This is a genomic window from Atlantibacter hermannii (genome assembly GCF_009907385.1).
Classification (GTDB): Bacteria; Pseudomonadota; Gammaproteobacteria; order Enterobacterales; family Enterobacteriaceae; genus Atlantibacter; species Atlantibacter hermannii_A.
The window spans coordinates 25,186-47,431 of sequence record NZ_JAAATR010000060.1; the positions used below are offsets into that span (position 1 = coordinate 25,186).

A 22,246-nucleotide genomic window follows, 5' to 3' on the forward strand; every position below is an offset into this window, starting at 1 on the left:
TTTGTGAGTTAGCCAGCGACAATCTGCCCGGTTCCCTTGAAACCCGTAAACTGATCCCCATAATAAGCGAACCAGCGAGTTGAATGCTAAGAAACGCGGAGAATTTCATGAGTAGTAAAGAACAGAAAACGCCTGACGGGCAAGCCCCGGAAGAGGTCATCACGGAACAGCACGAGGCGGTGGACGTGGAAACCGCAGAAACGGCTGAACAGGTGGATCCGCGCGATGAACAGATTGCTAACCTGCAGGCGCAGCTAGCGGAAGTTCAACAGCGCGAGCGTGACGCGGTGTTACGTTCTAAAGCCGAAGTGGACAATATGCGTCGTCGCACCGAGCAGGATGTTGAAAAAGCGCATAAGTTCGCGCTTGAGAAATTCGTCAACGAACTGCTGCCGGTTATCGACAGTCTGGATCGCGCGCTGGAAGTGGCGGATAAAGCCAACCCGGATATGAGCGCCATGATTGAAGGCATTGAGCTGACCCTGAAATCCATGCTGGATGTGGTGCGTAAGTTCGGCGTTGAGGTTATCGCTGATACCAACGTTCCGCTCGATCCGAACGTGCATCAGGCGATTGCCATGGTGGAGTCCGAGGACGTCGCGCCAGGCAATGTGCTGATGGTGATGCAAAAAGGCTACACCCTGAATGGCCGCACCATCCGCGCCGCGATGGTGACCGTAGCGAAAGCGAAAGCCTGATCCTAATGAAAACCCGCCGACCGGCGGGTTTTTTTACTCTTCTACGCTCTGACGCAGCGGTTTTATCGGTATCACCCGCACCTGACGGATCATGTTGTCCTGAACGTCCAGAATATCGATATCGTACTGGGCGATGCGCACCCGGGTGCCTTTGGCGGGGATCTCTTCCAGCGCTTCCAGCAGCATTCCGTTAACGGTACGCGCCTCTTCTTCCGGCAGATGCCAGTTGAAGGCTTTATTGATTTCGCGGATGTTGGCCCCCCCTTCGATTATCACCGACCCGTCATTTTGCGGCGTGACCTCTTCCGCGAGGGTAGGCGACATCGAGGTGGTGAAATCTCCGACGATCTCCTCCAGAATATCTTCAACGGTCACCAGGCCCTGGATATCGCCATATTCATCCACCACCAGTCCGACTTTCTTTTTGTTACGCTGGAATTTGATCAGTTGAGTGCTGAGCGGCGTGCCTTCCGGTACGTAGTAAATCTCATCGGCGGCGCGCAGCAGCATCTCCTTAGTAAACTCCTGCTTCTCGGTCATCAGGCGGTACGCTTCGCGCACCCGCAACATGCTGATGGCGTCGTCCAGCGAGTCCCGATACAGCACGATGCGGCCATGAGGCGAGTGCGTGAGCTGGCGGACAATGGATTTCCAGTCGTCATTAATATCAATGCCGACAATGTCGTTACGCGGCACCATGATGTCGTTAACGCTGACTTTTTCGAGATCCAGCACTGACAGCAGCATGTCCTGATTGCGCCGGGAAATCTGCGAGCGGGATTCGTTCACGATGGTGCGCAGTTCGTCTTTGCTCAGCGCCGCGCTCACCACGTTATCCACTTTAATCCCCACCATCCGCATCAGGATGCGCGTGACGGTATTCAGCAGCCAGACCAGCGGCATCATCACGATTTGCAGCGGGCCAAGCAGCACGCTGCTGGGAAAGGCGACTTTTTCGGGATACAGCGCGGCGATGGTTTTCGGCAGCACTTCGGCGAAGACCAGCACCACAAAGGTGAGCACGCCAGTGGCGATGGCCACGCCCGCGTTGCCGTACAGGCGCATGCCGACGATGGTGGCGATGGCCGAGGCGAGAATATTGACCAGGTTGTTGCCGATCAGCACCAGGCTGATCAGGCGGTCAGGCTTGCGCAGCAGCTTTTCAACGCGCCGGGCGGCGCGATTGCCCTGTTTGGCAAGATGACGCAACCGGTAGCGGTTAAGCGTCATCATGCCGGTTTCCGAGCCTGAAAAATAGGCTGAAACCACGACCATTACGATCAGGGAGATAATTAATGTAGTCGTTGAGATATGTTCCAGGGGAGATCCTTAGTTAGCCAGCGAATTCCTGGATAACGCGGCTACCGAAGTAAGCCAGCGTTAACAAGGCGGCACCCGCCACGTTAAACCATACGACGCGACGCCCGCGCCAGCCTTCATGGAAATGGCCCCAGAGCAAAATGATGTACACAAACCAGGCGATAATCGACAGCACGGCTTTGTCGATATTCTCCAGGCTAAACAGGTTGTGCATATAGAACAGGCCCGTGCAGAGCGTTAACGTCAGCAGCACCACGCCCACCTGGGTGATATGAAACATTTTACGCTCAATGGTCATTAGCGGCGGCATTTCATTATTAAACGCCAGTTTCTTATGTTTCAGTTGGTAATCAATCCACGCCAGTTGCAGCGCATACAGCGCGGCGATAATCAGGGTGGCGTAGGCAAACAGTGACAGTCCAATATGCACCATCATCCCCGGCGTGGTTTCCAGGTGAGTGATAAATTCATTGGGCATAAAGCTGGCGAATGCCAGGTTGATTAGCGCAAAGGCGTAAACGATGGGCAGCAGTAGCCAGCCGCGATTGCGCGAGGCAACAATCGTCATTACGGTACAGATCAGCAAACTTACCAGCGAGCCGACATTGAGCAGGCTGAGGTTCTGACCGGAGCCGTCCGCCGGGAAGATGCGCGCTTCCAGCGCCAGACCGTGGCTTATCAGCGCGATCACCGCAGAAATAATGGCGATGCGACGCCATGCGCTGTTCTTTCGAAGCAGGCCGGGAATAATCAGCGCCAGGCTGATGGAGTACGCGACGAGCGCAAGTAGTGCGAAAAAAGGCATATAAGGGTGTCGTTCATTCGCCAGAAAGGAAAGTCAATCAGTATACCGTTACGTGACTCAGGCTCCAACCGTTGCAGCACACTCAATACACCGATCGTGTTATACTCCGACCCATTGTGAATCAGAGTCGCTGTGGCGGCCTTAATGTGACCTCTTAGGCAAAAGACCATGTTTGATAATTTAACCGATCGTTTGTCGCGTACGCTGCGCAATATCAGCGGCCGCGGACGCCTGACCGAAGACAACATCAAAGAAACCCTGCGCGAAGTGCGCATGGCGCTGCTGGAAGCCGACGTGGCGCTGCCGGTGGTGCGTGAATTCATCAACCGCGTGAAAGAAAAAGCGGTTGGCCATGAAGTCAATAAAAGCCTGACCCCAGGCCAGGAATTCGTCAAAATCGTCCGTAACGAACTGGTTTCGGCGATGGGCGAAGAGAACCAGACGCTGAACCTTGCGGCGCAGCCGCCTGCGGTGGTACTGATGGCGGGCCTGCAGGGCGCGGGTAAAACCACCAGCGTTGGTAAGCTCGGTAAATTCCTGCGCGAAAAGCACAAGAAAAAGGTGCTGGTCGTTTCCGCCGACGTGTATCGCCCGGCGGCGATCAAACAGCTGGAAACCCTGGCGCAACAGGTTAGCGTAGATTTCTTCCCTTCCGACGTGGCGCAGAAGCCGGTCGATATCGTTAACGCGGCGTTGAAAGAAGCCAAACTGAAATTCTACGATGTGCTGCTGGTGGATACCGCCGGTCGTTTGCACGTCGATGAAGCGATGATGGATGAGATCAAACAGGTCCATGCCGCGATTAATCCGGTAGAAACCCTGTTTGTGGTCGATGCCATGACCGGCCAGGATGCGGCGAATACCGCAAAAGCCTTTAACGAAGCGCTGCCGCTGACCGGCGTGGTGCTGACCAAAGTCGACGGCGACGCCCGCGGCGGTGCGGCGCTCTCTATTCGCCATATCACCGGCAAGCCGATCAAATTCCTTGGCGTCGGTGAAAAAACCGAAGCGCTGGAGCCGTTCCACCCGGACCGTATCGCCTCGCGTATTCTCGGCATGGGCGATGTACTGTCGCTGATCGAAGATATCGAAAGCAAGGTTGACCGCGCTCAGGCGGAGAAACTCGCTAATAAACTGAAGAAAGGCGACGGCTTCGACCTGAACGACTTCCTTGAGCAGCTCAAGCAGATGAAAAACATGGGCGGCATGGCGAGCCTGATGGGCAAGCTGCCGGGCATGGGGCAAATCCCGGATAACGTGAAGTCCCAGATGGACGACAAAGTGCTGGTGCGTATGGAGGCCATTATCAGTTCCATGACGCTGAAAGAGCGCGCCAATCCCGACATCATTAAAGGCTCCCGCAAGCGCCGCATCGCCGCCGGTTGTGGGATGCAGGTGCAGGACGTTAACCGTCTTCTGAAACAGTTCGACGACATGCAACGCATGATGAAGAAAATGAAGAAGGGCGGGATGGCCAAGATGATGCGTGGGATGAAAGGGATGATGCCACCAGGCTTTCCGGGTAGATAACGGTCTTTAGCCCTTCCGCCCGTTTAATCTCACCGAATCTCATCTGCTGATTGCTTTTTAGCTGAAAATGAGTAAAATTTTCGGGCTTTTAATATGACACCGGGCCCCTTCCCTCGAGGGGGCCTGGTGTTTTATTCACTATAGAGGATGTTATGGTAACTATTCGTTTAGCACGTCACGGCGCGAAAAAGCGTCCGTTCTACCAGGTTGTCGTGACCGACAGCCGTAATGCACGCAACGGTCGCTTCATTGAGCGCGTTGGTTTCTTCAACCCGATCGCCAGCGAAAAAGAAGAAGGCACCCGCCTGGATCTGGACCGCATTGAGCACTGGGTTGGCCAGGGCGCTACCGTTTCCGATCGCGTTTCCGCGCTGATCAAAGCAGCAAAAAAAGCAGCTTAATCTGTCACGGTGGTCATGATGAGCAAGCAAGAAACCGCTAAGGCACCTGTTAACCCGATTGTTCTCGGGAAAATGGGCTCCTGCTACGGTATCCGTGGTTGGCTCAGAGTGTTTTCCTCCACCGAAGACGCTGAAAGCATATTTGACTATCAGCCCTGGTTTATCCAGAAGGCGGGTCAGTGGCAGCCAGTACAGCTGGAAAGCTGGAAGCACCACAATCAGGATCTGATCATCAAGCTGAAAGGCGTTGACGATCGGGATGCCGCGAATCTGCTTACCAATTGCGAAATTGTGGTCGATTCAACGCAACTGCCCAGTCTCGAAGAGGGTACCTACTACTGGAAAGACCTTATCGGTTGCCAGGTAGTGACCATGCAGGGATATCAGCTCGGTAAAGTCATCGACATGATGGAAACCGGGTCGAATGACGTTCTCGTCATCAAGGCAAACCTGAAAGATGCGTTCGGCATCAAGGAGCGGTTGGTTCCGTTCCTCGATGGGCAGGTTATCAAGAAAGTCGATCTCGCTACTCAAACCATTGAAGTAGATTGGGATCCTGGTTTTTAACTACTTCTGAATACGGTAAAAGACGGCGCTATGTGGATTGGCATAATTAGCCTGTTTCCTGAGATGTTCCGCGCAATTACCGATTACGGGGTAACTGGCCGGGCAGTAAAAAATGGCCTGCTGAGCGTCCAGAGCTGGAGTCCACGTGATTTCGCTCATGACCGGCACCGTACCGTGGACGATCGTCCTTACGGCGGCGGACCGGGGATGCTAATGATGGTGCAGCCCTTACGGGATGCTATTCATGCCGCAAAAGCTGCGGCGGGCGAAGGCGCGAAGGTTGTCTACCTTTCACCTCAGGGACGCAAGCTTGATCAAGAAGGCGTCAGTGAGTTAGCGACAAACGAGAAGTTGATTCTGGTTTGTGGCCGTTACGAAGGGATTGATGAGCGCGTGATCCAGACCGAAATTGACGAAGAATGGTCAATCGGCGATTACGTTCTCAGCGGTGGTGAGTTACCCGCAATGACGCTGATTGACTCGGTCGCCCGGTTTATTCCGGGAGTGCTGGGTCACGAAGCCTCGGCAATTGAGGATTCATTTGCTGATGGGTTGCTGGATTGCCCACACTACACCCGCCCTGAAGTACTGGAAGGGATGGAAGTACCGGCAGTATTGCTGTCGGGTAACCACGCTGAAATCCGTCGCTGGCGTTTGAAGCAGCAACTGGGTCGAACCTGGCTTAGAAGACCTGAACTTTTGGAAAACCTGGCTCTGACTGAAGAGCAAGCAAGGTTGCTGGCGGAGTTCAAAACAGAACACGCACAACAGCAACATAAACATGATGGGATGGCGTAACGCCCCCAATACATCAGTTTACCCAGGATAAGAGATTAAATTATGAGCAACATTATTAAGCAAATTGAACAAGAGCAGATGAAGCAGGACGTACCTTCCTTCCGTCCGGGTGATACCGTGGAAGTGAAAGTATGGGTTGTTGAAGGTTCCAAAAAACGTCTGCAGGCATTTGAGGGCGTGGTTATCGCTATCCGTAACCGCGGTCTGCACTCTGCATTCACTGTTCGTAAAATCTCCAACGGCGAAGGTGTTGAGCGTGTATTCCAGACTCACTCACCGGTAGTTGACAGCATTACTGTTAAACGTCGTGGTGCCGTTCGTAAAGCTAAACTGTACTACCTGCGTGAGCGTACTGGTAAGGCAGCTCGTATTAAAGAGCGCCTGAACTAAGATTCGCTTAAGCGACATCCAAAAAGTTAGTGCGAATACAAGGGGTTGGCGTAATGCCAGCCCCTTGTTTTTTTGTTTACAGGGCTGCATTAACGTTTATTTCGCAAGGAAGGGGAAATAATGGACAGGTCACTCCTCTTTTTTTACGGGTTATTCACCTTATTAATAGGCTACTTTGCCTGGAAAGCAAAAAAGCAACAGGTTCTCGCGAATACTCTTTTACAGTTGGCGGCGCTTGTTACCAGTATGGTTCTTGCCTCGCTATTTGCTGAGATGGCAACAGGGACATGGTGGATTACCGTTATCGGACTTGCTTTTGCGTTATTGGTTGGCGGGGCGATACTTGTTCTGAGTATTAAATATTATCATGGTAAAAAACAGTTCCAGGCAGCGCTTAACATCATTAAAAGTCAGGGCGCGGCGGGTATGGATATTTTACTCGGCGATGAATCTGGTCATTGCCTGGACTGGCAAGTGATTTATTTTCCTGTGCAAAATACCTTTGAAATAGGTGCGAATGTTTATTACCAGAAATGGGTGCTTTTTAAAAAATATTACCTGCGAACCCTTTCAGGCCGGACGGTGTATTTTATACCTGACACCCTCCTGGTGGAGGTCGATCTCAACAGAAATGGGGTTTATGCCCCTGACATGTTTGTGGCCCATAGCAAAGAAACTGCTGAGTTAGTAAGGCATTATGCGGATGCGATTAAAGACGGCGTTAACGAGCCATGGAAGCTTTTTAATGAAGAGCAACAGCAAAAGGGCTAATTAGCGAACTTCTGGCAGGAATAGTTGATAAGGAACGCTATCGATGAAAATCAGGACATTGTTTCTCTTCCCTCTTTTTTTAGCGTTATCAGGGGCCTCCGCGTTCAGTCATGCAGCCAACTATCCGTGCTCTAAATCAAAAGGAGGCGTCTCGCACTGCACTGCTGACGGTAAGTTTGTATGCAATGACGGCAGCATCAGCCGTTCAAAAAAGGTTTGTCGCTAACAGGGACTTTGCTTTAAGCAAATTTATACAGCGTTATAAAACCGCAATGTAAAAGCTGCTTTTAAGGGCAGCTTTTCAGTTTCAGGTAGCGCTTTTTATTAACCTTCTGGATGCAAATCATTTACAATACCCTCTCTTCCGGAGGGGATGTGACGACAGGTTTAGCGCAATCACATAATACGAAAAGAGCGGCATGGGCGGCGCTGTTTGCCATGCTGTTGATTCTCGTTGCGCCGCTCATCTCGATATCCCTCCATAACGTTCGGATCGCCGATCCGGCTCCGCCATCTCATTCCCAACATCATCACCAGATGCCCATGCATGACAGCATGGCAGAACACGTTCACTCCCCCGGCCTGACGATGGTCGATCACGCCGAAGCCTGCGGCTACTGTGTGCTGTTAAGCCATGTGCCGGGAATAATATTCCTTGCCGTGGCGCTGGTTTATGCGCTGTTGCGCCATATTGGGCGGGCGAGTTACCCCGCCGTCGCCGTTATTTATCCTTCCCCGGTTTGGCTGCGGCCCGCACCCCGGGCACCGCCGGTAGCGTCTGCTTTTCCCCTTACATTTTGACTATGACGTCTCTCCACAGGAGGGACCCTCCGTACTTTATAAAAAGGAAAAGTATGAGCACCTGCACCCAACGCCAGGCGTGGATCACGCTATTGCGGCGGCTCCATTTCGCCATTGGCTTATTTGTCGGCCCGTTTATTTTTGTCGCGGCGCTATCGGGTACGCTCTATGTAGCGACCCCTCAACTGGAAAATGTTATTTACGCATCGGCGCTGAATGGCAGCCGGGAAGGGGAGCCACAGCCGCTTGCCCGTCAGGTTGATGTCGCCGAACAATTCACCCACTACGCGCTGCGTTTACATGCGGTCAGGCCTGGACTGGAAGCAGGCCAAACCACGCGGGTGATGTTCAGCGATCCATCGCTGGGCGTATCGGAGCATCGGGCAATTTTTGTTGACCCGGTTACGCTCGCGGTTAAAGGCGATCTGACCGTTTACGGCACCAGCGGAATACTCCCGCTGCGCCAGGGTATCGATTATCTGCACCGCTCGCTATTGTTAGGGGATATCGGGCGCATATACAGCGAGCTGGCGGCGTCCTGGATGTGGATCGCGGCGCTGGGCGGCATTGTTCTGTGGTGGGTAACGCGGCCTGCACGCAAGCGTAAGCCGGCCAAACGCAGCCGGTTTATGGCGGCAAGGCAGTTACACATCACCCTGGGCCTGGCATTGCTGGCGGGGCTGCTGCTCTTCTCCGCGACAGGGTTAACCTGGTCGCAGTATGCGGGCGGTAATGTCGATAAACTGCGCGCCGCGCTGGATTGGATGACGCCGCAGGTCAATACGGTGATAGCCGGCGAAGCGGCAGCAGTCGATCCGCACGCCGGGCATCATGAGCATTCACATCATGGAATGGCGATGCCTGAGATCAACCGTGGCGATGTTGATCGCGTGATGGCTGTGGCGCAGCAAAACGGTCTCCATGCCAGCCTGCTGGAGATTCGTCCGCCGCGTAGCAATAACCAGGCCTGGACGGTCACGGAGATTGATCGGCGCTGGCCGACGCAGGTTGACGCGGTAGCGATAAACGGTGAAACCATGCAGGTGATCGACAAGACTGACTTCACCCGCTTCCCGTTGATGGCGAAACTCACCCGCTGGGGCGTAGATTTCCATATGGGCGTTTTGTTCGGGCTGATTAATCAACTGGTGCTGGTGGGCTTTGGTATCGCCCTGTGCGTACTGATTGTCATGGGTTACCGCCAGTGGTGGCTGCGGCGCCCGGCGGCGGCAGCAAAAAATCCGGCGGAAACGCTGTGTGATGCGTGGCTGCAACTCTCTATCATTGGGCGTGTGAGCGTAGTGGTTATTACGGCTGCGGCAGGGTACGCCATGCCGGTGATGGGGTTCAGTATCCTGTTGTTTATATTGATCGATATTGTACGCTGGAAGCGGGCGCAGCGCCGTCAGGCTACCGCACCCGCCGTAAGCTAAGCCTCAGGGCGTGCTGATGACCACCGCAACGCGACGGTTTTCGGCACGTCCTTCACCGGTTTTGTTGCTGGCGACAGGGAATTTCTTACCCAACCCCTGAGTAGTAAAATTACTGCGCGGCAGATTCGCGCCTTTCGCCCACGCATCGGCCACAATATTCGCCCGTTTAAGGGAAAGCGCTTCATTGTAGCTGTCCTCCCCGTAATTATCGGTATGACCGTCCATACGCGCGTGTTTTAAACCATGGGAAGAAAGATTGGCCGCCATGGTTTCAATCTGGCGATAGCTTTCCGGACGCAGTTGATACTGGTTTTTATCGAACAGGATGGTATCTGATAAGCCCAGCGACCAGTCGCCGTTACTTTCGCTAAAGCCGTAAGACTTCATGGCTTCGACCTGCTCAGCGGTAAATTTTCCCTGCGGCGTCTGGCAGCCGGTTAACAGAAATGCAGCGAGAACGGCGGGAGCGAAAAAGCGGGGGAACATAATGACTTTCCTTTGTGATTATCCAAACGCCAGGCGGCGCTGACTCTTGTCGTGATACATGTTCTTGTCGGCGATTTCCATCAGGGCTTCCGGTGTCGCCGTACACTTCGCCAGCGCGTAGCCGATGCTCATTGATAGCACCGTGGTTTCGCCATTGTTCAACAAAATGGGGGGCAATAGCGCCTGACGCAAATCGGTAATGCACATCAGTAATTCATCGGTGGAATGAACACCGGTCAGCAAAATTGCAAACTCATCGCCGCCCAGACGATAGGCACAATGCGTGTCGCCTGAGAAATTCCGCAACCGTTGAGCGGCCTCAATCAGTACACGGTCGCCCGCCGCATGACCCCAGGTATCATTGATCTGTTTGAAGTTATCGCCATCCATGAACAGCAGCGCGGCGTCAATTTTACGGCTTCTGTCATTCATCATGGTTTCAACGGCCTGGCGAAACGCCGTGCGATTGGCCAGGCCCGTCAACGGATCGTGGGTAGCGCTGATCAACAGCGAGGCATTTTTACGCTGTAATTGTGTTTGCCAGGTTTCCATCTCGTCCAACAGCGTATTGAAGTCCTGCCCGAAACGGTGAAATTCTTCTATGCGCTCGGCGGATACCCGTCGGGAAAAATTGCGGTTAGTCTGCACGTCATGAGCGACTTCGGTAATATTATTGAGCGCGTTAACCAGGCCTTTATGCAAGTAACGCGTAATTGACAGGGAGATACAGGAAGCCAGGATCAGGCAGGCGGTCAGTACGCCAAGCGAAGTCCAGACAAAGTGGGTAATAATATTATCCATGGCGGTCAGGCGGATCTCGCCCAGCACGCTGCCATTATGATAAATCTGCTGAATCACCGGTGTCGGGAATACCCATTTACTGACCAGGCCGCCCATCACATCGCGATCGTTATCTGCCGTACCTGACCAGTCGGCAATAATCTCTCCCGTGTTGTCCACTACCTGCGCACTGGCGAATTGACCCTGTGCGCCAAGTGCGGCGAGAGTCTCATACGCCGCCGGGCCATCACGAAATACCATGGCGGCTTCCAGCGTATGGCTGATGGAAACGCTCAGTAAACGGAGGTTATTCTGGGCGTATTGTTTCAGCGTCAGCATGGATGAGACGGAAAGCAGCAGCCAGGCAATAATCATAGTAATGACGACGCTTATCATACTGATGCGTCGCAACGTTCTTTTAAACGTTGGCCGAGGCATAGAGTTGATATCCTTAATCATGATTATTATTCCGTGCAAGCATCAGTACGTCTGGATTGACCCGCACACCGCTACGGGACAACGAGTCAAGATTTACCGCGAATTTAACCGGGGTAACGTTAATATTCAGGCAAAATGAACTGCCGATCAGGCACTGAGTATTTTGCTCAGCAATTAATAATAAAGGGCGTGGTTGATAGGCCTCGATTAATTTCACCTGTTCTTCAGGTCGTTCCTCTCCAAAATAAAGACCATCACATTGCGACGCTAATGCCTGTTCACTGTTTTCAATGATGACCGGCGTATAGGATAACGGCGTAATATTATCGGTTACTAATTTTGCCAAACGGGAAGAGCGAAAAATACAAATACGCGGTGCCGCTAAAAGAGTGGGCCAGCGGGTATAACTGATAATGCCTGAGACAATACGCTGTACGGCTTCGTCATTATTTGCGCCTGACGAGGGAAGTTCCGCTATCGAAGGTATCGCCACCAACATCAATACAAAATAAATGGCTCGGAAATGCAGCACAGGCATGTTGTGGATTCCAGATAAAACGGTGACGCAGTAATTGTTGTTACAGAATATATCCTGGGATAATACCATTTACCGCCGGGTTCGTCATTAACGACACGCTAATCAGTCGCACAGACGGAGCGGTTAACGTGAATAAACGGGATAATAAAGTTTTAAACTCTTCAATTTAATATCGAATCTTCGCTGGCACCCGTATCGCCTTCTTTCCAGCGTGCGCGTAACTGAGAACTTTGTTCGAGATTTTCGCACGTTGCCGGGAAACTTCTGCCGCTCAGTCCCCAGACGTATAAAAAATCATCCTGACATAACCTCTGCTGGCCGCGTAGATAGCCCTTTTGGTATGCCGTCATATCAATTCGCGCGTCATCATAATCCTGAAGAAGTCGCTGCCGATCTTTTGCCGGACCGCCGGACATCGCATCATCAACGCCAATCTCATACCAGTTCCGTTCACTCCACGTCGGCGCATGGGTGTAAGGATCGATCTGACAACCCGTGGCAAACAGGATGCCGAAAAAGACCATTATTTGACGCATTGCCGCAACCTTAAGGTGGGTTAGTGGTTATGCAAAACGTAGCGCAAAAAACGAATAAGCCGCTTACTTTTTTACGATCCGGCGATTGAATATGCATTATGTAAATAAATAATTACACACAGGTGATAGTTAAGTCTGGGAAAATGGACTTTACTTGTTAGTGTAACGAAAAATTTACGTAATGTGGATTGAAATCTTTACCGCGTATGATAAGGTAACGCCTACCTCTGTGAGGTAAAGACTATCGCAAACGAGCACATTTAAGGGTCGCAATCATGCAAAAAGACGCGCTGAATAACGTTCATATCGCTGATGAACAGGTACTGATCACGCCGGATCAACTCAAGGCTGAATTCCCGCTGACGCTGGAACAGGAAGCGCAAATCGCGCGCTCCCGCGAGACGATCGCCAATATTATTGCCGGGCGCGATCCGCGTCTGCTGGTGGTATGTGGACCTTGCTCGATCCACGATCCCGAAGCGGCCATTGAATATGCTCGTCGGTTTAAAACCCTTGCCGAACAAGTCAGCGATACGCTTTATCTGGTTATGCGCGTCTATTTTGAAAAACCCCGTACCACCGTTGGCTGGAAAGGGTTGATTAACGATCCCCACATGGATGGCTCGTTTGATGTCGAAGCTGGCCTGAAAATCGCTCGCAGCCTGCTGGTGGAACTGGTCAATATGGGGCTGCCGCTGGCGACCGAAGCGCTGGATCCCAATAGCCCGCAATACCTGGGCGATCTGTTTAGCTGGTCCGCCATTGGCGCGCGCACCACCGAATCGCAAACCCACCGCGAAATGGCTTCGGGTCTTTCTATGCCGGTGGGCTTTAAAAACGGCACCGACGGCAGCCTGGCGACCGCCATCAACGCCATGCGCGCCGCCGAGCAGTCTCACCGCTTTGTTGGTATTAACCAGGCGGGCCAGGTTTGCCTGCTGCAAACCCAGGGTAACCCGGACGGCCATGTGATTTTGCGCGGCGGTAAAGCGCCGAACTACAGCCCGGCGGACGTGGCGCAATGTGAAAAAGAGATGGAACAGGCGGGACTCCGTCCGGCGCTGATGATAGATTGCAGCCATGGTAATTCCAATAAAGACTACCGCCGCCAGCCGGGCGTCGCCGAATCGGTCGTCGCGCAAATTAAGGATGGCAACCGTTCGATTATCGGCCTGATGATTGAAAGCCATCTGTTTGAAGGCAATCAGTCTTCTGAGCAACCGCGCAGCGCAATGAAGTACGGCGTATCGGTTACCGATGCCTGTATCAGCTGGGAAACCACCGACGCGCTGCTGCAGGAAATCCACACCGATCTGAACGGTACGCTCGCGGCGCGTTTCGCTTAAGAGGTTATTATGGTTGCAGAATTGACCGCACTGCGCGATCAAATCGATGAAGTGGATAAGGCACTGCTGGGGCTACTGGCGCGTCGCCTGGCGCTGGTTTCTGAAGTCGGCGAAGTGAAAAGTCGTTATGGCCTACCGGTTTACGTGCCGGAGCGCGAGGCGTCGATGTTGGCGTCTCGTCGTCAGGAGGCCGAGCAGCTTGGCGTCTCGCCGGATCTGATTGAAGATGTCCTGCGCCGGGTGATGCGCGAATCCTATGCGCATGAAAATGACAAAGGCTTTAAAACGCTGCATCCGACGCTGCGGCCGGTGGTGATCGTCGGCGGGGCGGGGCAGATGGGGCGTCTGTTTGAAAAGATGCTACAGCTGTCTGGCTATCAGGTGCGTATTCTTGAACCGCAGGACTGGCCGCAGGCGGAAGCGCTGGTTGCCGACGCCGGGATGGTGATTGTCAGCGTGCCGATCCACATTACCGAGCAGGTGATTGCTAAACTGCCGCGATTGCCGGATGACTGCATCCTCGTCGATCTCGCGTCGGTGAAGAATGGGCCATTACAGGCGATGCTGAGCGCGCATAACGGTCCGGTACTGGGTCTGCACCCCATGTTTGGCCCGGACAGCGGCAGCCTGGCGAAACAGGTGGTGGTCTACTGCGATGGACGCCAGCCGGAAGCCTATCAGTGGTTCCTGGAGCAGATTCAGGTATGGGGCGCGCGTCTGCACCGCAGCAGCGCCGTGGAGCATGACCAGAATATGGCATTTATTCAGGCGCTGCGCCACTTCGCGACCTTCGCCTACGGCCTGCATCTGGCGGAAGAGAATGTGCAACTGGAAAAACTGTTGGCGCTTTCATCGCCAATCTATCGGCTGGAGCTGGCGATGGTTGGACGGCTGTTCGCTCAGGACCCGCAGCTGTATGCGGATATCATTATGTCGTCGGAAGATAATCTGGCGCTGATTAAGCGCTACTACCAGCGCTTTGGCGAGGCGATTGGCTTACTGGAGCAGGGTGATAAACAGGCGTTTATCAACAGCTTCCGCAAAGTCGAACACTGGTTTGGCGATTACGCGCCACGCTTTCAGAGCGAAAGTCGGACCCTGCTGCGTCAGGCGAACGACAGCCGCCAGTAAACTAAAAAAGCCAGCGAATTCGCTGGCTTTTTTATCGATTACGCCGGATCGACCGGCACCACGTTTTCACTGGGATAGCAGCCCAGCACTTTCATTGAACGGGTGATTTCGGTGAGCTCGCGCAGCGCCTGCTGCATTTCCGCCTGCTGAACGTTGGCCTGCACGTCCAGATAGAACATCTCTTCCCACGGGTTGCCGTTAATAGGACGGGATTCCAGACGAGTCATGATCAGATTGTGATTACGCAGCACCAGTAACGCTTCCACCAGGGCGCCTGCCTGCTGGCCGGTCGCCATCAACAGGGTGGTTTTCGCCGGAACCTGATCGGAAACGTGAATCGCTTTACGCGCCAGTACCACAAAGCGGGTGATGTTCTGGGTCTGGTTCGCCAGACTGCGTTCCAGCACCTGTAAGCCATACAGCGCGCCGCCGGCTTCACTTCCTAACGCCGCCACTTTCGGGGACGTCATCTGCGCCACCTTTTCCATGGCGGCGGAGGTGCTCTCGCAATACTCAATTTTCCAGTGTGAATAGCGGTTAAGGAACTGGCTGCACTGCTGGAACGGTTGCGGATGGCTGTAGATGGTTTCAATACTTTCCAGGTCGGTAGAACCCGATACCAGTACGCAGTGATCGACAGGAATGGTTAACTCGCCGACGATAGACAGGCTGGTGTGCTGGAGCAAGTCGTAGACATCGTTAATCGCACCGGAGCTGGTGTTTTCCAGCGGCACTACCGCGTAGTCTGCCTGGCCGGTTTCCACCTGGTTAAAAATCTCATGGAATTTGGCGCAGCCGCTTTCAATAAACTGCTCAAAATGGCGAGCGGCATACTGACGCGCCGCCAGATGCGAGTAAGAGCCTTTCGGGCCAAGAAATGCCACGCGCGCCGAGTGCGGATTGGTTTGGTTAAGATGCTGCTGAAGTAGCGCCTGCTGCGTAAGAACAGAATCTTCAATAATTAGCTGAAACAGGCGGGTAATGTAATGCGCATCAAGATGGTGGGCTTTGCCGAGGGTAATCAGCTTATCCAGCAGATCGCGTTCGCGGTCAATATCCCGCACCGGGCGATGCGTGGCGAGCTTGGCTTTGCCAACTTCCACCGCCAGGGTGCGGCGTTCGGCTAACAGCGCCAGTAATTTCTCATCCAACGCACTGATTTTATCCCGCAGAGCCAGTAAAGGGTTTTCCGCTGTCATAACGCTACCTTTTTTATAGTCATAAAAAAGGCCCCCCGATTTGGGAGGCCTGTTTGTTCGTCTTCGCATTCTTTATCACATGACGAAAAGCCTCCCGTTCAGGGGAAGGTAAAAAAGAATGCGAAGAAGAACGGCAGTTGTTTCATAAGGTGTTCCTTGAAAAAGTACGGTTTACACTACCCGTACTGTTTTCGCTCTGTCAATAAAAAACGCGCCCGGAGGCGCGTTGTTGTTGTTTGAGTGATTACTCTTCTTCCGCGAAGCTAACGTCTTTAACTGAAGGTACTGCGCGACGTGCTTCCCCTTTGTGTTGCACTTTGTTCAGTTGTCGCTCCAGTTTGTTAATGAGTTCGTTAATAGCCGTATACATATCTTCGTGTTTTGCGCTGGCGACAAGATGGCCGTTTGGCGTATTCATGGTGGCGTCAGCGACGAAGCCTTGAGGTTCTCTGGATAAGATGATGTGCGGATTAATTAAGTGAGTTTGCCATTTATCCAGTTTAGCGAGACGGTCTGTGACATGCTGGCGAATTGCCGGAGTGATTTCCATTTGTTTGCTGGTAATGTTCATTGTCATAAATTTTACCTCTCGTCTTTCCCGTCTTGGTGATTCCAGCATACCGTCCTGAGTGTCAAAATGTGTGATGTGAATCACGTAAATTTGTCACTTTTTGTCAACTAAACTGTTTTGTGAGACAGGACAGGAAGAGGGCATTTTTCCCTTGTCGGATCGCCTTTTTCAGGCCATATTTGATGGGATGACTTCGCGCTAAACCCGGCTAAATCGGGATCGCGGGCATAAAAAAGGCAGCCTGGCTGCCTTTTTTGTATCGATAACAATTACGTGTTGCTGCCATTCGCGGCGATGATTTTGGCTACTTTCTCCGCCTGCGCATTCATCTGCATTTCGCGGTAGGCGTTTTCCATTAACTTCAGGCCATCACGGGTAGCCTGAGTATCCGGGTAATCACGCAGCATCCCTTCCACACGGTTGACCACGGCCACATACGCGCCGCGTTTGGTGTAATATTCGGCAACCGACAGTTCATACTTCGCCAGGCGATCTTTCAGGAACACCATGCGTTTGGTGGCGTCAGTAACGTACTGGCTCTGCGGATAGCCGCGGGTCAGCTTCGCGAAGTCACGGAAAGCGTCGCGTGCGTGTTGCGGATCGCGGTCGGAACGATCGACACCGAAGAAACCTTGCAGCGCGCTATCATCCAGCGCCATGTTAGTCAGCCCGCGCATATACATCACGTAGTCGATGTTCGGGTGAGTCGGGTTCAGACGCATAAAACGATCGATGGAAGCCTGAGCCAGCGGAAGATCGGCGTTTTTGTAGTACGCATAGATCAGATCCAGCTGAACCTGCTGGGAGTACGGCCCGAAGGGATAACGATTATCCAGCGCTTCCAGTTGCGTTATTGCCGCTTTCCAGTTACCGTCCTGCAGTTTTTGCTGAGCAGTCGCGTAAATTTCAGATGGCGGATTATCAGGGACCTCGTCCTTAGAACCGGAGCAACCCGCCAAAGCCAGGCTCAACGTGGCGGCAGCCACCAGATATTTCATGCGCGTCATGACGTTTTGACTTTCCTCAGAATGTTTTACTTGTGCGGGAGATTGACAGTTCCTGCTCCCGGTTAAGACCAGCTACAATAGCACACTATATTATACGGCGAAGCCGTAAATCCCAACGTAAACGAAGAAGCAGTATATGGCACAACGAGTACAACTCACTGCAACGGTGTCCGAATCTCAACTCGGTCAACGCTTAGATCAGGCTTTGGCCGAAATGTTCCCTGATTATTCGCGATCGCGGATAAAAGAGTGGATTTTAGACCAGCGCGTCCAGCTCAACGGCAAGATTAGCGATAAGCCAAAAGAAAAAGTATTCGGCGGTGAAAGCGTGGTTATCGACGTAGAAATCGAAGAAGACGCCCGCTTTGAACCCCAGGATATCCCGCTGAATATCGTCTATGAAGATGACGACATTCTGGTCATCAACAAACCGCGCGATTTCGTGGTGCATCCCGGCGCGGGCAACCCTGACGGCACGGTGCTGAATGCGCTGCTGCACTACTATCCGCCGATTGCCGACGTGCCGCGCGCGGGTATTGTGCACCGTCTGGATAAAGACACCACCGGTTTGATGGTGGTGGCGAAAACCATTCCGGCGCAAACCCGCCTGGTGGAATCCCTGCAACTGCGCGAGATCACCCGCGAGTACGAAGCGGTGGCGATCGGTCACATGACGGCAGGCGGAACGGTGGAAGAACCCATCAGCCGTCATCCGACGAAACGTACCCATATGTCTGTCCATCCGATGGGTAAACCTGCCGTTACCCATTACCGGATTATGGAGCATTTTCGGATTCATACCCGGCTGAGGCTGCGCCTGGAAACGGGGCGTACCCACCAAATCCGCGTACATATGGCGCATATTACCCATCCGCTGGTGGGTGATCAGCTGTACGGTGGACGTCCGCGCCCGCCTAAAGGCGCGTCCGACGAATTCATTCAGGCGCTGCGCCAGTTTGATCGCCAGGCGCTGCATGCGACGATGCTGCGTTTGTATCATCCTATTACCGGTATCCAGATGGAATGGCACGCGCCTATCCCGCAGGATATGGTTGACCTCATCGATGCGCTGCGTGCTGACTTCGAAACGCATAAAGACGACGTTGACTGGTTATGACAAAACTCATTATCCCCGACTGGCCATTGCCGCCGGGCGTTGCGGCCTGTAGCAGCACCCGCATTGGCGGCGTAAGCGCCGGGCCGTATGCATCGCTCAATCTGGGCGCGCATTGCGGCGACAACGCCGATGACGTCGAGGAAAATCGCAGCCGTTTATTCGCCGCCGCGCAGATGCCGTCCAGACCGGTATGGCTGGAGCAGGTGCACGGTAACGCGGTATTACGCCTGATCGGCGAGCCGTATAGCGCAAAACGCGCCGATGCTTCCTGGAGCGATACGCCTGGCACGGTTTGCGCTGTCATGACCGCGGACTGTTTGCCGGTGCTATTCTGTAATCAGGCGGGCAGCGAAGTGGCTGCCGCGCATGCGGGATGGCGGGGGTTATGTGACGGCGTACTGGAAGCGACGCTCGCGAGTTTTAACGATCGCCCGGAAAATATCATGGCGTGGTTAGGCCCGGCGATTGGTCCACAGGCGTTTGAGGTGGGCGATGATGTGCGCGATGCGTTTATTGCCAAAGACGGCCAGGCCGCCAGCGCGTTTCGTCCAGCGGGTGAAAAGTATTTCGCCGATATTTATCAGCTTGCGCGCCAGCGTTTAACGGCGGCTGGCGTGACGAAAATCTACGGCGGCGACCGCTGTACCTTTACTGAGCAGGACGAATTTTTCTCATACCGCCGTGACAGAATCACGGGCCGTATGGCAAGTTTCATTTGGCTGATATAACCTAGCGAATTAAGACGATCCAGAACGCGTTGTTTTCTTTTCACATAATTCAGGTCATTCACCTTGAATAATTGAGGGATGACCTCATTTAATCTCCAGTAGCAAATTTGACCTGTTTATGGGAGGAGTTATGCGTCTGGATCGTCTTACTAATAAATTCCAGCTTGCTCTTGCCGATGCCCAGTCGCTCGCACTGGGGCACGACAACCAATTCATCGAACCCTTACATCTTATGAGCGCCTTGCTGAATCAGGAAGGGGGTTCCGTTCGTCCGTTACTGACCTCTGCGGGCATCAATGCCGGCAAGTTACGCACGGATATCGATCAGGCGTTAAGCCGTTTGCCGCAGGTGGAAGGCACCGGTGGCGACGTACAGCCGTCGCAGGATTTAGTGCGCGTCCTCAACCTTTGCGACAAGCTGGCGCAAAAGCAGGGCGATAATTTTATTTCGTCAGAACTGTTTGTTCTGGCTGCGCTTGAGTCGCGCGGCACGCTGGCCGATCTGTTAAAAGCGGCAGGCGCCAATACCGCGAATATCACTCAGGCGATTGCGCAAATGCGTGGAGGTGAAAGCGTGAACGATCAGGGGGCTGAAGATCAGCGCCAGGCATTGAAAAAATATACTCTTGATCTCACTGAGCGTGCCGAGCAGGGCAAACTTGACCCGGTGATCGGCCGTGACGAAGAGATCCGCCGCACGATTCAGGTATTGCAGCGTCGTACCAAAAACAACCCGGTGCTGATCGGCGAACCTGGCGTAGGTAAAACCGCGATTGTCGAAGGGCTGGCGCAGCGCATCGTCAACGGCGAAGTGCCGGAGGGCTTAAAAGGCCGCCGCGTACTGGCGCTGGATATGGGCGCGCTGGTGGCCGGGGCGAAATACCGCGGCGAATTTGAAGAACGCTTAAAAGGCGTGCTTAGCGATCTTTCTAAGCAGGAAGGCAACGTCATTCTGTTTATCGACGAATTACATACCATGGTTGGCGCGGGTAAAGCCGATGGCGCGATGGACGCCGGGAACATGCTGAAGCCAGCGCTGGCGCGCGGTGAACTGCACTGCGTTGGCGCGACGACGCTGGATGAGTATCGCCAGTATATTGAAAAAGACGCCGCGCTTGAGCGTCGTTTCCAGAAAGTGTTTGTCGCCGAGCCGACGGTGGAAGACACCATCGCGATCCTGCGTGGCCTGAAAGAGCGTTATGAACTGCACCACCATGTGCAGATAACCGACCCGGCTATCGTGGCGGCAGCTACGCTGTCGCATCGTTATATCGCGGATCGCCAGTTGCCTGATAAAGCTATCGACCTGATCGATGAAGCGGCATCCAGCATCCGTATGCAGATTGATTCCAAACCGGAAGAGCTGGATCGACTTGACCGACGCATCATTCAGTTGAAACTGGAACAGCAGGCGCTGTTGAAAGAGTCGGATGAAGCGAGCAAGAAACGCCTCGATATGCTGAATGACGAGCTTTCTGATAAAGAGCGTCAATATTCAGAACTGGAAGAGGAATGGAAGGCGGAGAAAGCCTCGCTTTCCGGTACCCAGACCATCAAAGCTGAACTGGAGCAGGCGAAAATCGCTATCGAGCAAGCGCGCCGCGTGGGCGATCTGGCCCGGATGTCTGAGCTGCAGTACGGGAAAATCCCGGAGCTGGAAAAACAGCTGGCCGCCGCGACGCAAAGCGAAGGCAAAACTATGCGCCTGCTGCGTAATAAAGTTACCGATGCCGAAATCGCTGAGGTGCTGGCGCGCTGGACCGGTATCCCGGTGGCCCGCATGATGGAAAGCGAGCGCGAAAAACTGCTGCGTATGGAGCAGGATCTGCATCAGCGGGTGATTGGCCAGGATGAAGCGGTCGAAGCGGTTTCAAACGCCATTCGCCGTAGCCGTGCCGGATTATCCGACCCTAACCGCCCGATTGGTTCATTCCTGTTCCTTGGGCCAACCGGGGTAGGGAAAACCGAGCTATGCAAAGCGCTGGCGAACTTTATGTTCGATAGCGATGACGCAATGGTGCGTATCGATATGTCCGAGTTTATGGAGAAACACTCCGTGTCTCGCTTAGTGGGCGCGCCTCCGGGATATGTCGGCTACGAAGAAGGCGGTTACCTGACCGAGGCGGTGCGTCGCCGTCCTTATTCCGTCATCCTGCTGGATGAAGTGGAAAAAGCGCATCCGGATGTGTTCAACATTCTGCTGCAGGTGCTGGACGATGGCCGTCTTACCGATGGGCAGGGCCGTACGGTAGATTTCCGTAATACGGTCGTGATTATGACTTCTAACCTGGGGTCCGATCTGATTCAGGAAAGGTTTGGCGAACTCGACTATAGCCATATGAAGGACATGGTACTGAACGTAGTAAGCCAGAACTTCAGACCAGAATTCATCAACCGTATTGATGAAGTGGTGGTATTCCACCCGCTGGGCCAGAAACATATCGCGTCGATCGCCCAAATCCAGCTGCAACGGCTGTATAAACGGCTTGAGGAGCGTGGATATCAGGTTGAGATGTCTGATGAGGCGCTACAACTGCTGGGTGAAAACGGATATGACCCGGTTTATGGTGCGCGTCCGCTCAAACGGGCTATTCAGCAGCAAATCGAGAACCCGCTGGCTCAACAGATTCTGTCTGGCGAGTTGATTCCGGGTAAACCGATTGAGCTGACCGTTAAAGACGACCGAATTGTTGCTCGCCAATAAGCGTTCGCCGATGGCAAAAAACGGGCTCTCAGGAGCCCGTTTTGTTTATAAAGCAGGCAGAATTGGGCCTTCTTACGAGGTTTTGTTTGAAATGTGAGCGAACAAAAACTTTTTTGAATTTTAGGCTTGTCAGATTCTGATTACTCCCTAT

25 protein-coding genes and 1 other annotated feature are annotated in these 22,246 nt (G+C 53.4%); of the genes, 15 read left to right on the plus strand and 10 right to left on the minus strand.

Annotated elements, in window-relative coordinates; genetic code table 11:
• Window positions 1-107: 107 nt before the first annotated feature.
• Window positions 108-698: a nucleotide exchange factor GrpE gene (gene grpE, locus GV764_RS15605; protein WP_144130591.1), complete on the plus strand. Its 591-nt coding sequence runs from the start codon at window positions 108-110 to the stop codon at window positions 696-698.
• Window positions 699-731: 33 nt separating this feature from the next.
• Here the strand turns inward: grpE and GV764_RS15610 are convergent, their stop codons facing one another.
• Window positions 732-2,018 (minus strand): HlyC/CorC family transporter, encoded by a 1,287-nt coding sequence (locus GV764_RS15610; protein ID WP_161660945.1) that lies wholly within the window; start codon window positions 2,016-2,018, stop codon window positions 732-734.
• Window positions 2,019-2,031: 13 nt separating this feature from the next.
• Window positions 2,032-2,823 (minus strand): cytochrome C assembly family protein, encoded by a 792-nt coding sequence (locus GV764_RS15615; RefSeq protein WP_125294814.1) that lies wholly within the window; start codon window positions 2,821-2,823, stop codon window positions 2,032-2,034.
• 168 nt (window positions 2,824-2,991) lie between these two features.
• On the opposite strand from GV764_RS15615, the gene ffh reads away from it, so the two are divergent.
• The 9 genes from ffh to GV764_RS15660 all read left to right on the plus strand — a co-directional run bounded on the left by ffh (window position 2,992) and on the right by GV764_RS15660 (window position 9,514).
• On the plus strand, window positions 2,992-4,353 hold the full coding sequence (gene ffh / locus GV764_RS15620) for a signal recognition particle protein (protein ID WP_161660927.1): 1,362 nt from the start codon (window positions 2,992-2,994) through the stop codon (window positions 4,351-4,353).
• A 152-nt stretch (window positions 4,354-4,505) separates the two neighbouring features.
• Complete coding sequence (gene rpsP / locus GV764_RS15625; protein WP_002437767.1) at window positions 4,506-4,754, plus strand: 30S ribosomal protein S16; 249 nt, start codon at window positions 4,506-4,508, stop codon at window positions 4,752-4,754.
• 18 nt (window positions 4,755-4,772) lie between these two features.
• Entirely contained in the window at window positions 4,773-5,321 is a 549-nt protein-coding gene (gene rimM / locus GV764_RS15630) for a ribosome maturation factor RimM (protein ID WP_161660928.1), read from the plus strand.
• A 30-nt stretch (window positions 5,322-5,351) separates the two neighbouring features.
• Window positions 5,352-6,119, plus strand: coding sequence for a tRNA (guanosine(37)-N1)-methyltransferase TrmD (gene trmD / locus GV764_RS15635; protein WP_161660929.1), 768 nt, complete (start codon window positions 5,352-5,354; stop codon window positions 6,117-6,119).
• A gap of 42 nt (window positions 6,120-6,161) precedes the next feature.
• Window positions 6,162-6,509 carry a 50S ribosomal protein L19 gene (gene rplS / locus GV764_RS15640; RefSeq protein WP_125294809.1) on the plus strand — a complete coding sequence of 116 codons (348 nt, stop codon included), beginning with the start codon at window positions 6,162-6,164 and terminating at the stop codon, window positions 6,507-6,509.
• Window positions 6,510-6,629: 120 nt separating this feature from the next.
• Window positions 6,630-7,280 carry a hypothetical protein gene (locus GV764_RS15645; RefSeq protein WP_161660930.1) on the plus strand — a complete coding sequence of 217 codons (651 nt, stop codon included), beginning with the start codon at window positions 6,630-6,632 and terminating at the stop codon, window positions 7,278-7,280.
• Window positions 7,281-7,323: 43 nt separating this feature from the next.
• Window positions 7,324-7,506, plus strand: coding sequence for a YdcA family protein (locus GV764_RS22120; protein ID WP_161660931.1), 183 nt, complete (start codon window positions 7,324-7,326; stop codon window positions 7,504-7,506).
• A 149-nt stretch (window positions 7,507-7,655) separates the two neighbouring features.
• On the plus strand, window positions 7,656-8,081 hold the full coding sequence (locus GV764_RS15655) for a DUF2946 domain-containing protein (RefSeq protein ID WP_328515175.1): 426 nt from the start codon (window positions 7,656-7,658) through the stop codon (window positions 8,079-8,081).
• A 53-nt stretch (window positions 8,082-8,134) separates the two neighbouring features.
• Window positions 8,135-9,514, plus strand: coding sequence for a PepSY-associated TM helix domain-containing protein (locus GV764_RS15660; protein WP_161660933.1), 1,380 nt, complete (start codon window positions 8,135-8,137; stop codon window positions 9,512-9,514).
• Between the two features lie 3 nt (window positions 9,515-9,517).
• Here GV764_RS15660 and GV764_RS15665 read toward each other — a convergent pair whose 3' ends face one another.
• The 4 genes from GV764_RS15665 to GV764_RS15680 all read right to left on the minus strand — a co-directional run bounded on the left by GV764_RS15665 (window position 9,518) and on the right by GV764_RS15680 (window position 12,292).
• The gene (locus tag GV764_RS15665) at window positions 9,518-10,000 is read right to left on the minus strand and encodes an OmpA family protein (protein ID WP_161660934.1); all 483 of its coding nucleotides are present in this window, start codon (window positions 9,998-10,000) and stop codon (window positions 9,518-9,520) included.
• A gap of 18 nt (window positions 10,001-10,018) precedes the next feature.
• Window positions 10,019-11,239, minus strand: a complete 1,221-nt coding sequence (gene dgcN, locus GV764_RS15670; RefSeq protein WP_161660935.1) for a diguanylate cyclase DgcN/YfiN — start codon at window positions 11,237-11,239, stop codon at window positions 10,019-10,021.
• A complete protein-coding gene (gene yfiR / locus GV764_RS15675; protein WP_161660936.1) occupies window positions 11,232-11,756 on the minus strand; it encodes a regulatory sequestration protein YfiR in 525 nt (174 codons plus the stop codon). The genes dgcN and yfiR overlap by 8 nt, the downstream gene beginning before the upstream one ends.
• Window positions 11,757-11,917: 161 nt before the next feature.
• Window positions 11,918-12,292, minus strand: a complete 375-nt coding sequence (locus GV764_RS15680) for a DUF2799 domain-containing protein (RefSeq protein WP_161660937.1) — start codon at window positions 12,290-12,292, stop codon at window positions 11,918-11,920.
• Window positions 12,293-12,567: 275 nt separating this feature from the next.
• Here GV764_RS15680 and aroF point away from each other — a divergent pair, with 275 nt between their 5' ends.
• A complete protein-coding gene (aroF, locus tag GV764_RS15685) occupies window positions 12,568-13,638 on the plus strand; it encodes a 3-deoxy-7-phosphoheptulonate synthase AroF (protein WP_161660938.1) in 1,071 nt (356 codons plus the stop codon).
• 9 nt (window positions 13,639-13,647) lie between these two features.
• Entirely contained in the window at window positions 13,648-14,769 is a 1,122-nt protein-coding gene (gene tyrA, locus GV764_RS15690) for a bifunctional chorismate mutase/prephenate dehydrogenase (protein ID WP_161660939.1), read from the plus strand.
• A gap of 38 nt (window positions 14,770-14,807) precedes the next feature.
• Here the strand turns inward: tyrA and pheA are convergent, their stop codons facing one another.
• The 4 genes from pheA to bamD all read right to left on the minus strand — a co-directional run bounded on the left by pheA (window position 14,808) and on the right by bamD (window position 17,546).
• Entirely contained in the window at window positions 14,808-15,968 is a 1,161-nt protein-coding gene (pheA, locus tag GV764_RS15695; RefSeq protein WP_161660940.1) for a bifunctional chorismate mutase/prephenate dehydratase, read from the minus strand.
• Window positions 15,969-15,989: 21 nt separating this feature from the next.
• Window positions 15,990-16,115, minus strand: a sequence feature (Phe leader region).
• Complete coding sequence (gene pheL, locus GV764_RS15700; RefSeq protein ID WP_125294913.1) at window positions 16,067-16,114, minus strand: pheA operon leader peptide PheL; 48 nt, start codon at window positions 16,112-16,114, stop codon at window positions 16,067-16,069. (Overlaps the previous feature by 48 nt.)
• A 97-nt stretch (window positions 16,116-16,212) precedes the next feature.
• Entirely contained in the window at window positions 16,213-16,545 is a 333-nt protein-coding gene (raiA, locus tag GV764_RS15705) for a ribosome-associated translation inhibitor RaiA (protein ID WP_125294798.1), read from the minus strand.
• Window positions 16,546-16,808: 263 nt separating this feature from the next.
• Window positions 16,809-17,546: an outer membrane protein assembly factor BamD gene (gene bamD / locus GV764_RS15710; RefSeq protein WP_161660941.1), complete on the minus strand. Its 738-nt coding sequence runs from the start codon at window positions 17,544-17,546 to the stop codon at window positions 16,809-16,811.
• A gap of 136 nt (window positions 17,547-17,682) precedes the next feature.
• Here bamD and rluD point away from each other — a divergent pair, with 136 nt between their 5' ends.
• The 3 genes from rluD (at window position 17,683) to clpB (ending at window position 22,095) form a co-directional block, all read left to right on the plus strand.
• Window positions 17,683-18,663 (plus strand): 23S rRNA pseudouridine(1911/1915/1917) synthase RluD, encoded by a 981-nt coding sequence (gene rluD, locus GV764_RS15715; RefSeq protein ID WP_161660942.1) that lies wholly within the window; start codon window positions 17,683-17,685, stop codon window positions 18,661-18,663.
• Window positions 18,660-19,391: a purine nucleoside phosphorylase YfiH gene (gene yfiH, locus GV764_RS15720; RefSeq protein WP_161660943.1), complete on the plus strand. Its 732-nt coding sequence runs from the start codon at window positions 18,660-18,662 to the stop codon at window positions 19,389-19,391. Before rluD ends, yfiH begins: the two co-directional genes overlap by 4 nt.
• A gap of 130 nt (window positions 19,392-19,521) precedes the next feature.
• Window positions 19,522-22,095, plus strand: coding sequence for an ATP-dependent chaperone ClpB (gene clpB, locus GV764_RS15725; protein ID WP_161660944.1), 2,574 nt, complete (start codon window positions 19,522-19,524; stop codon window positions 22,093-22,095).
• Window positions 22,096-22,246 lie beyond the last annotated feature (151 nt).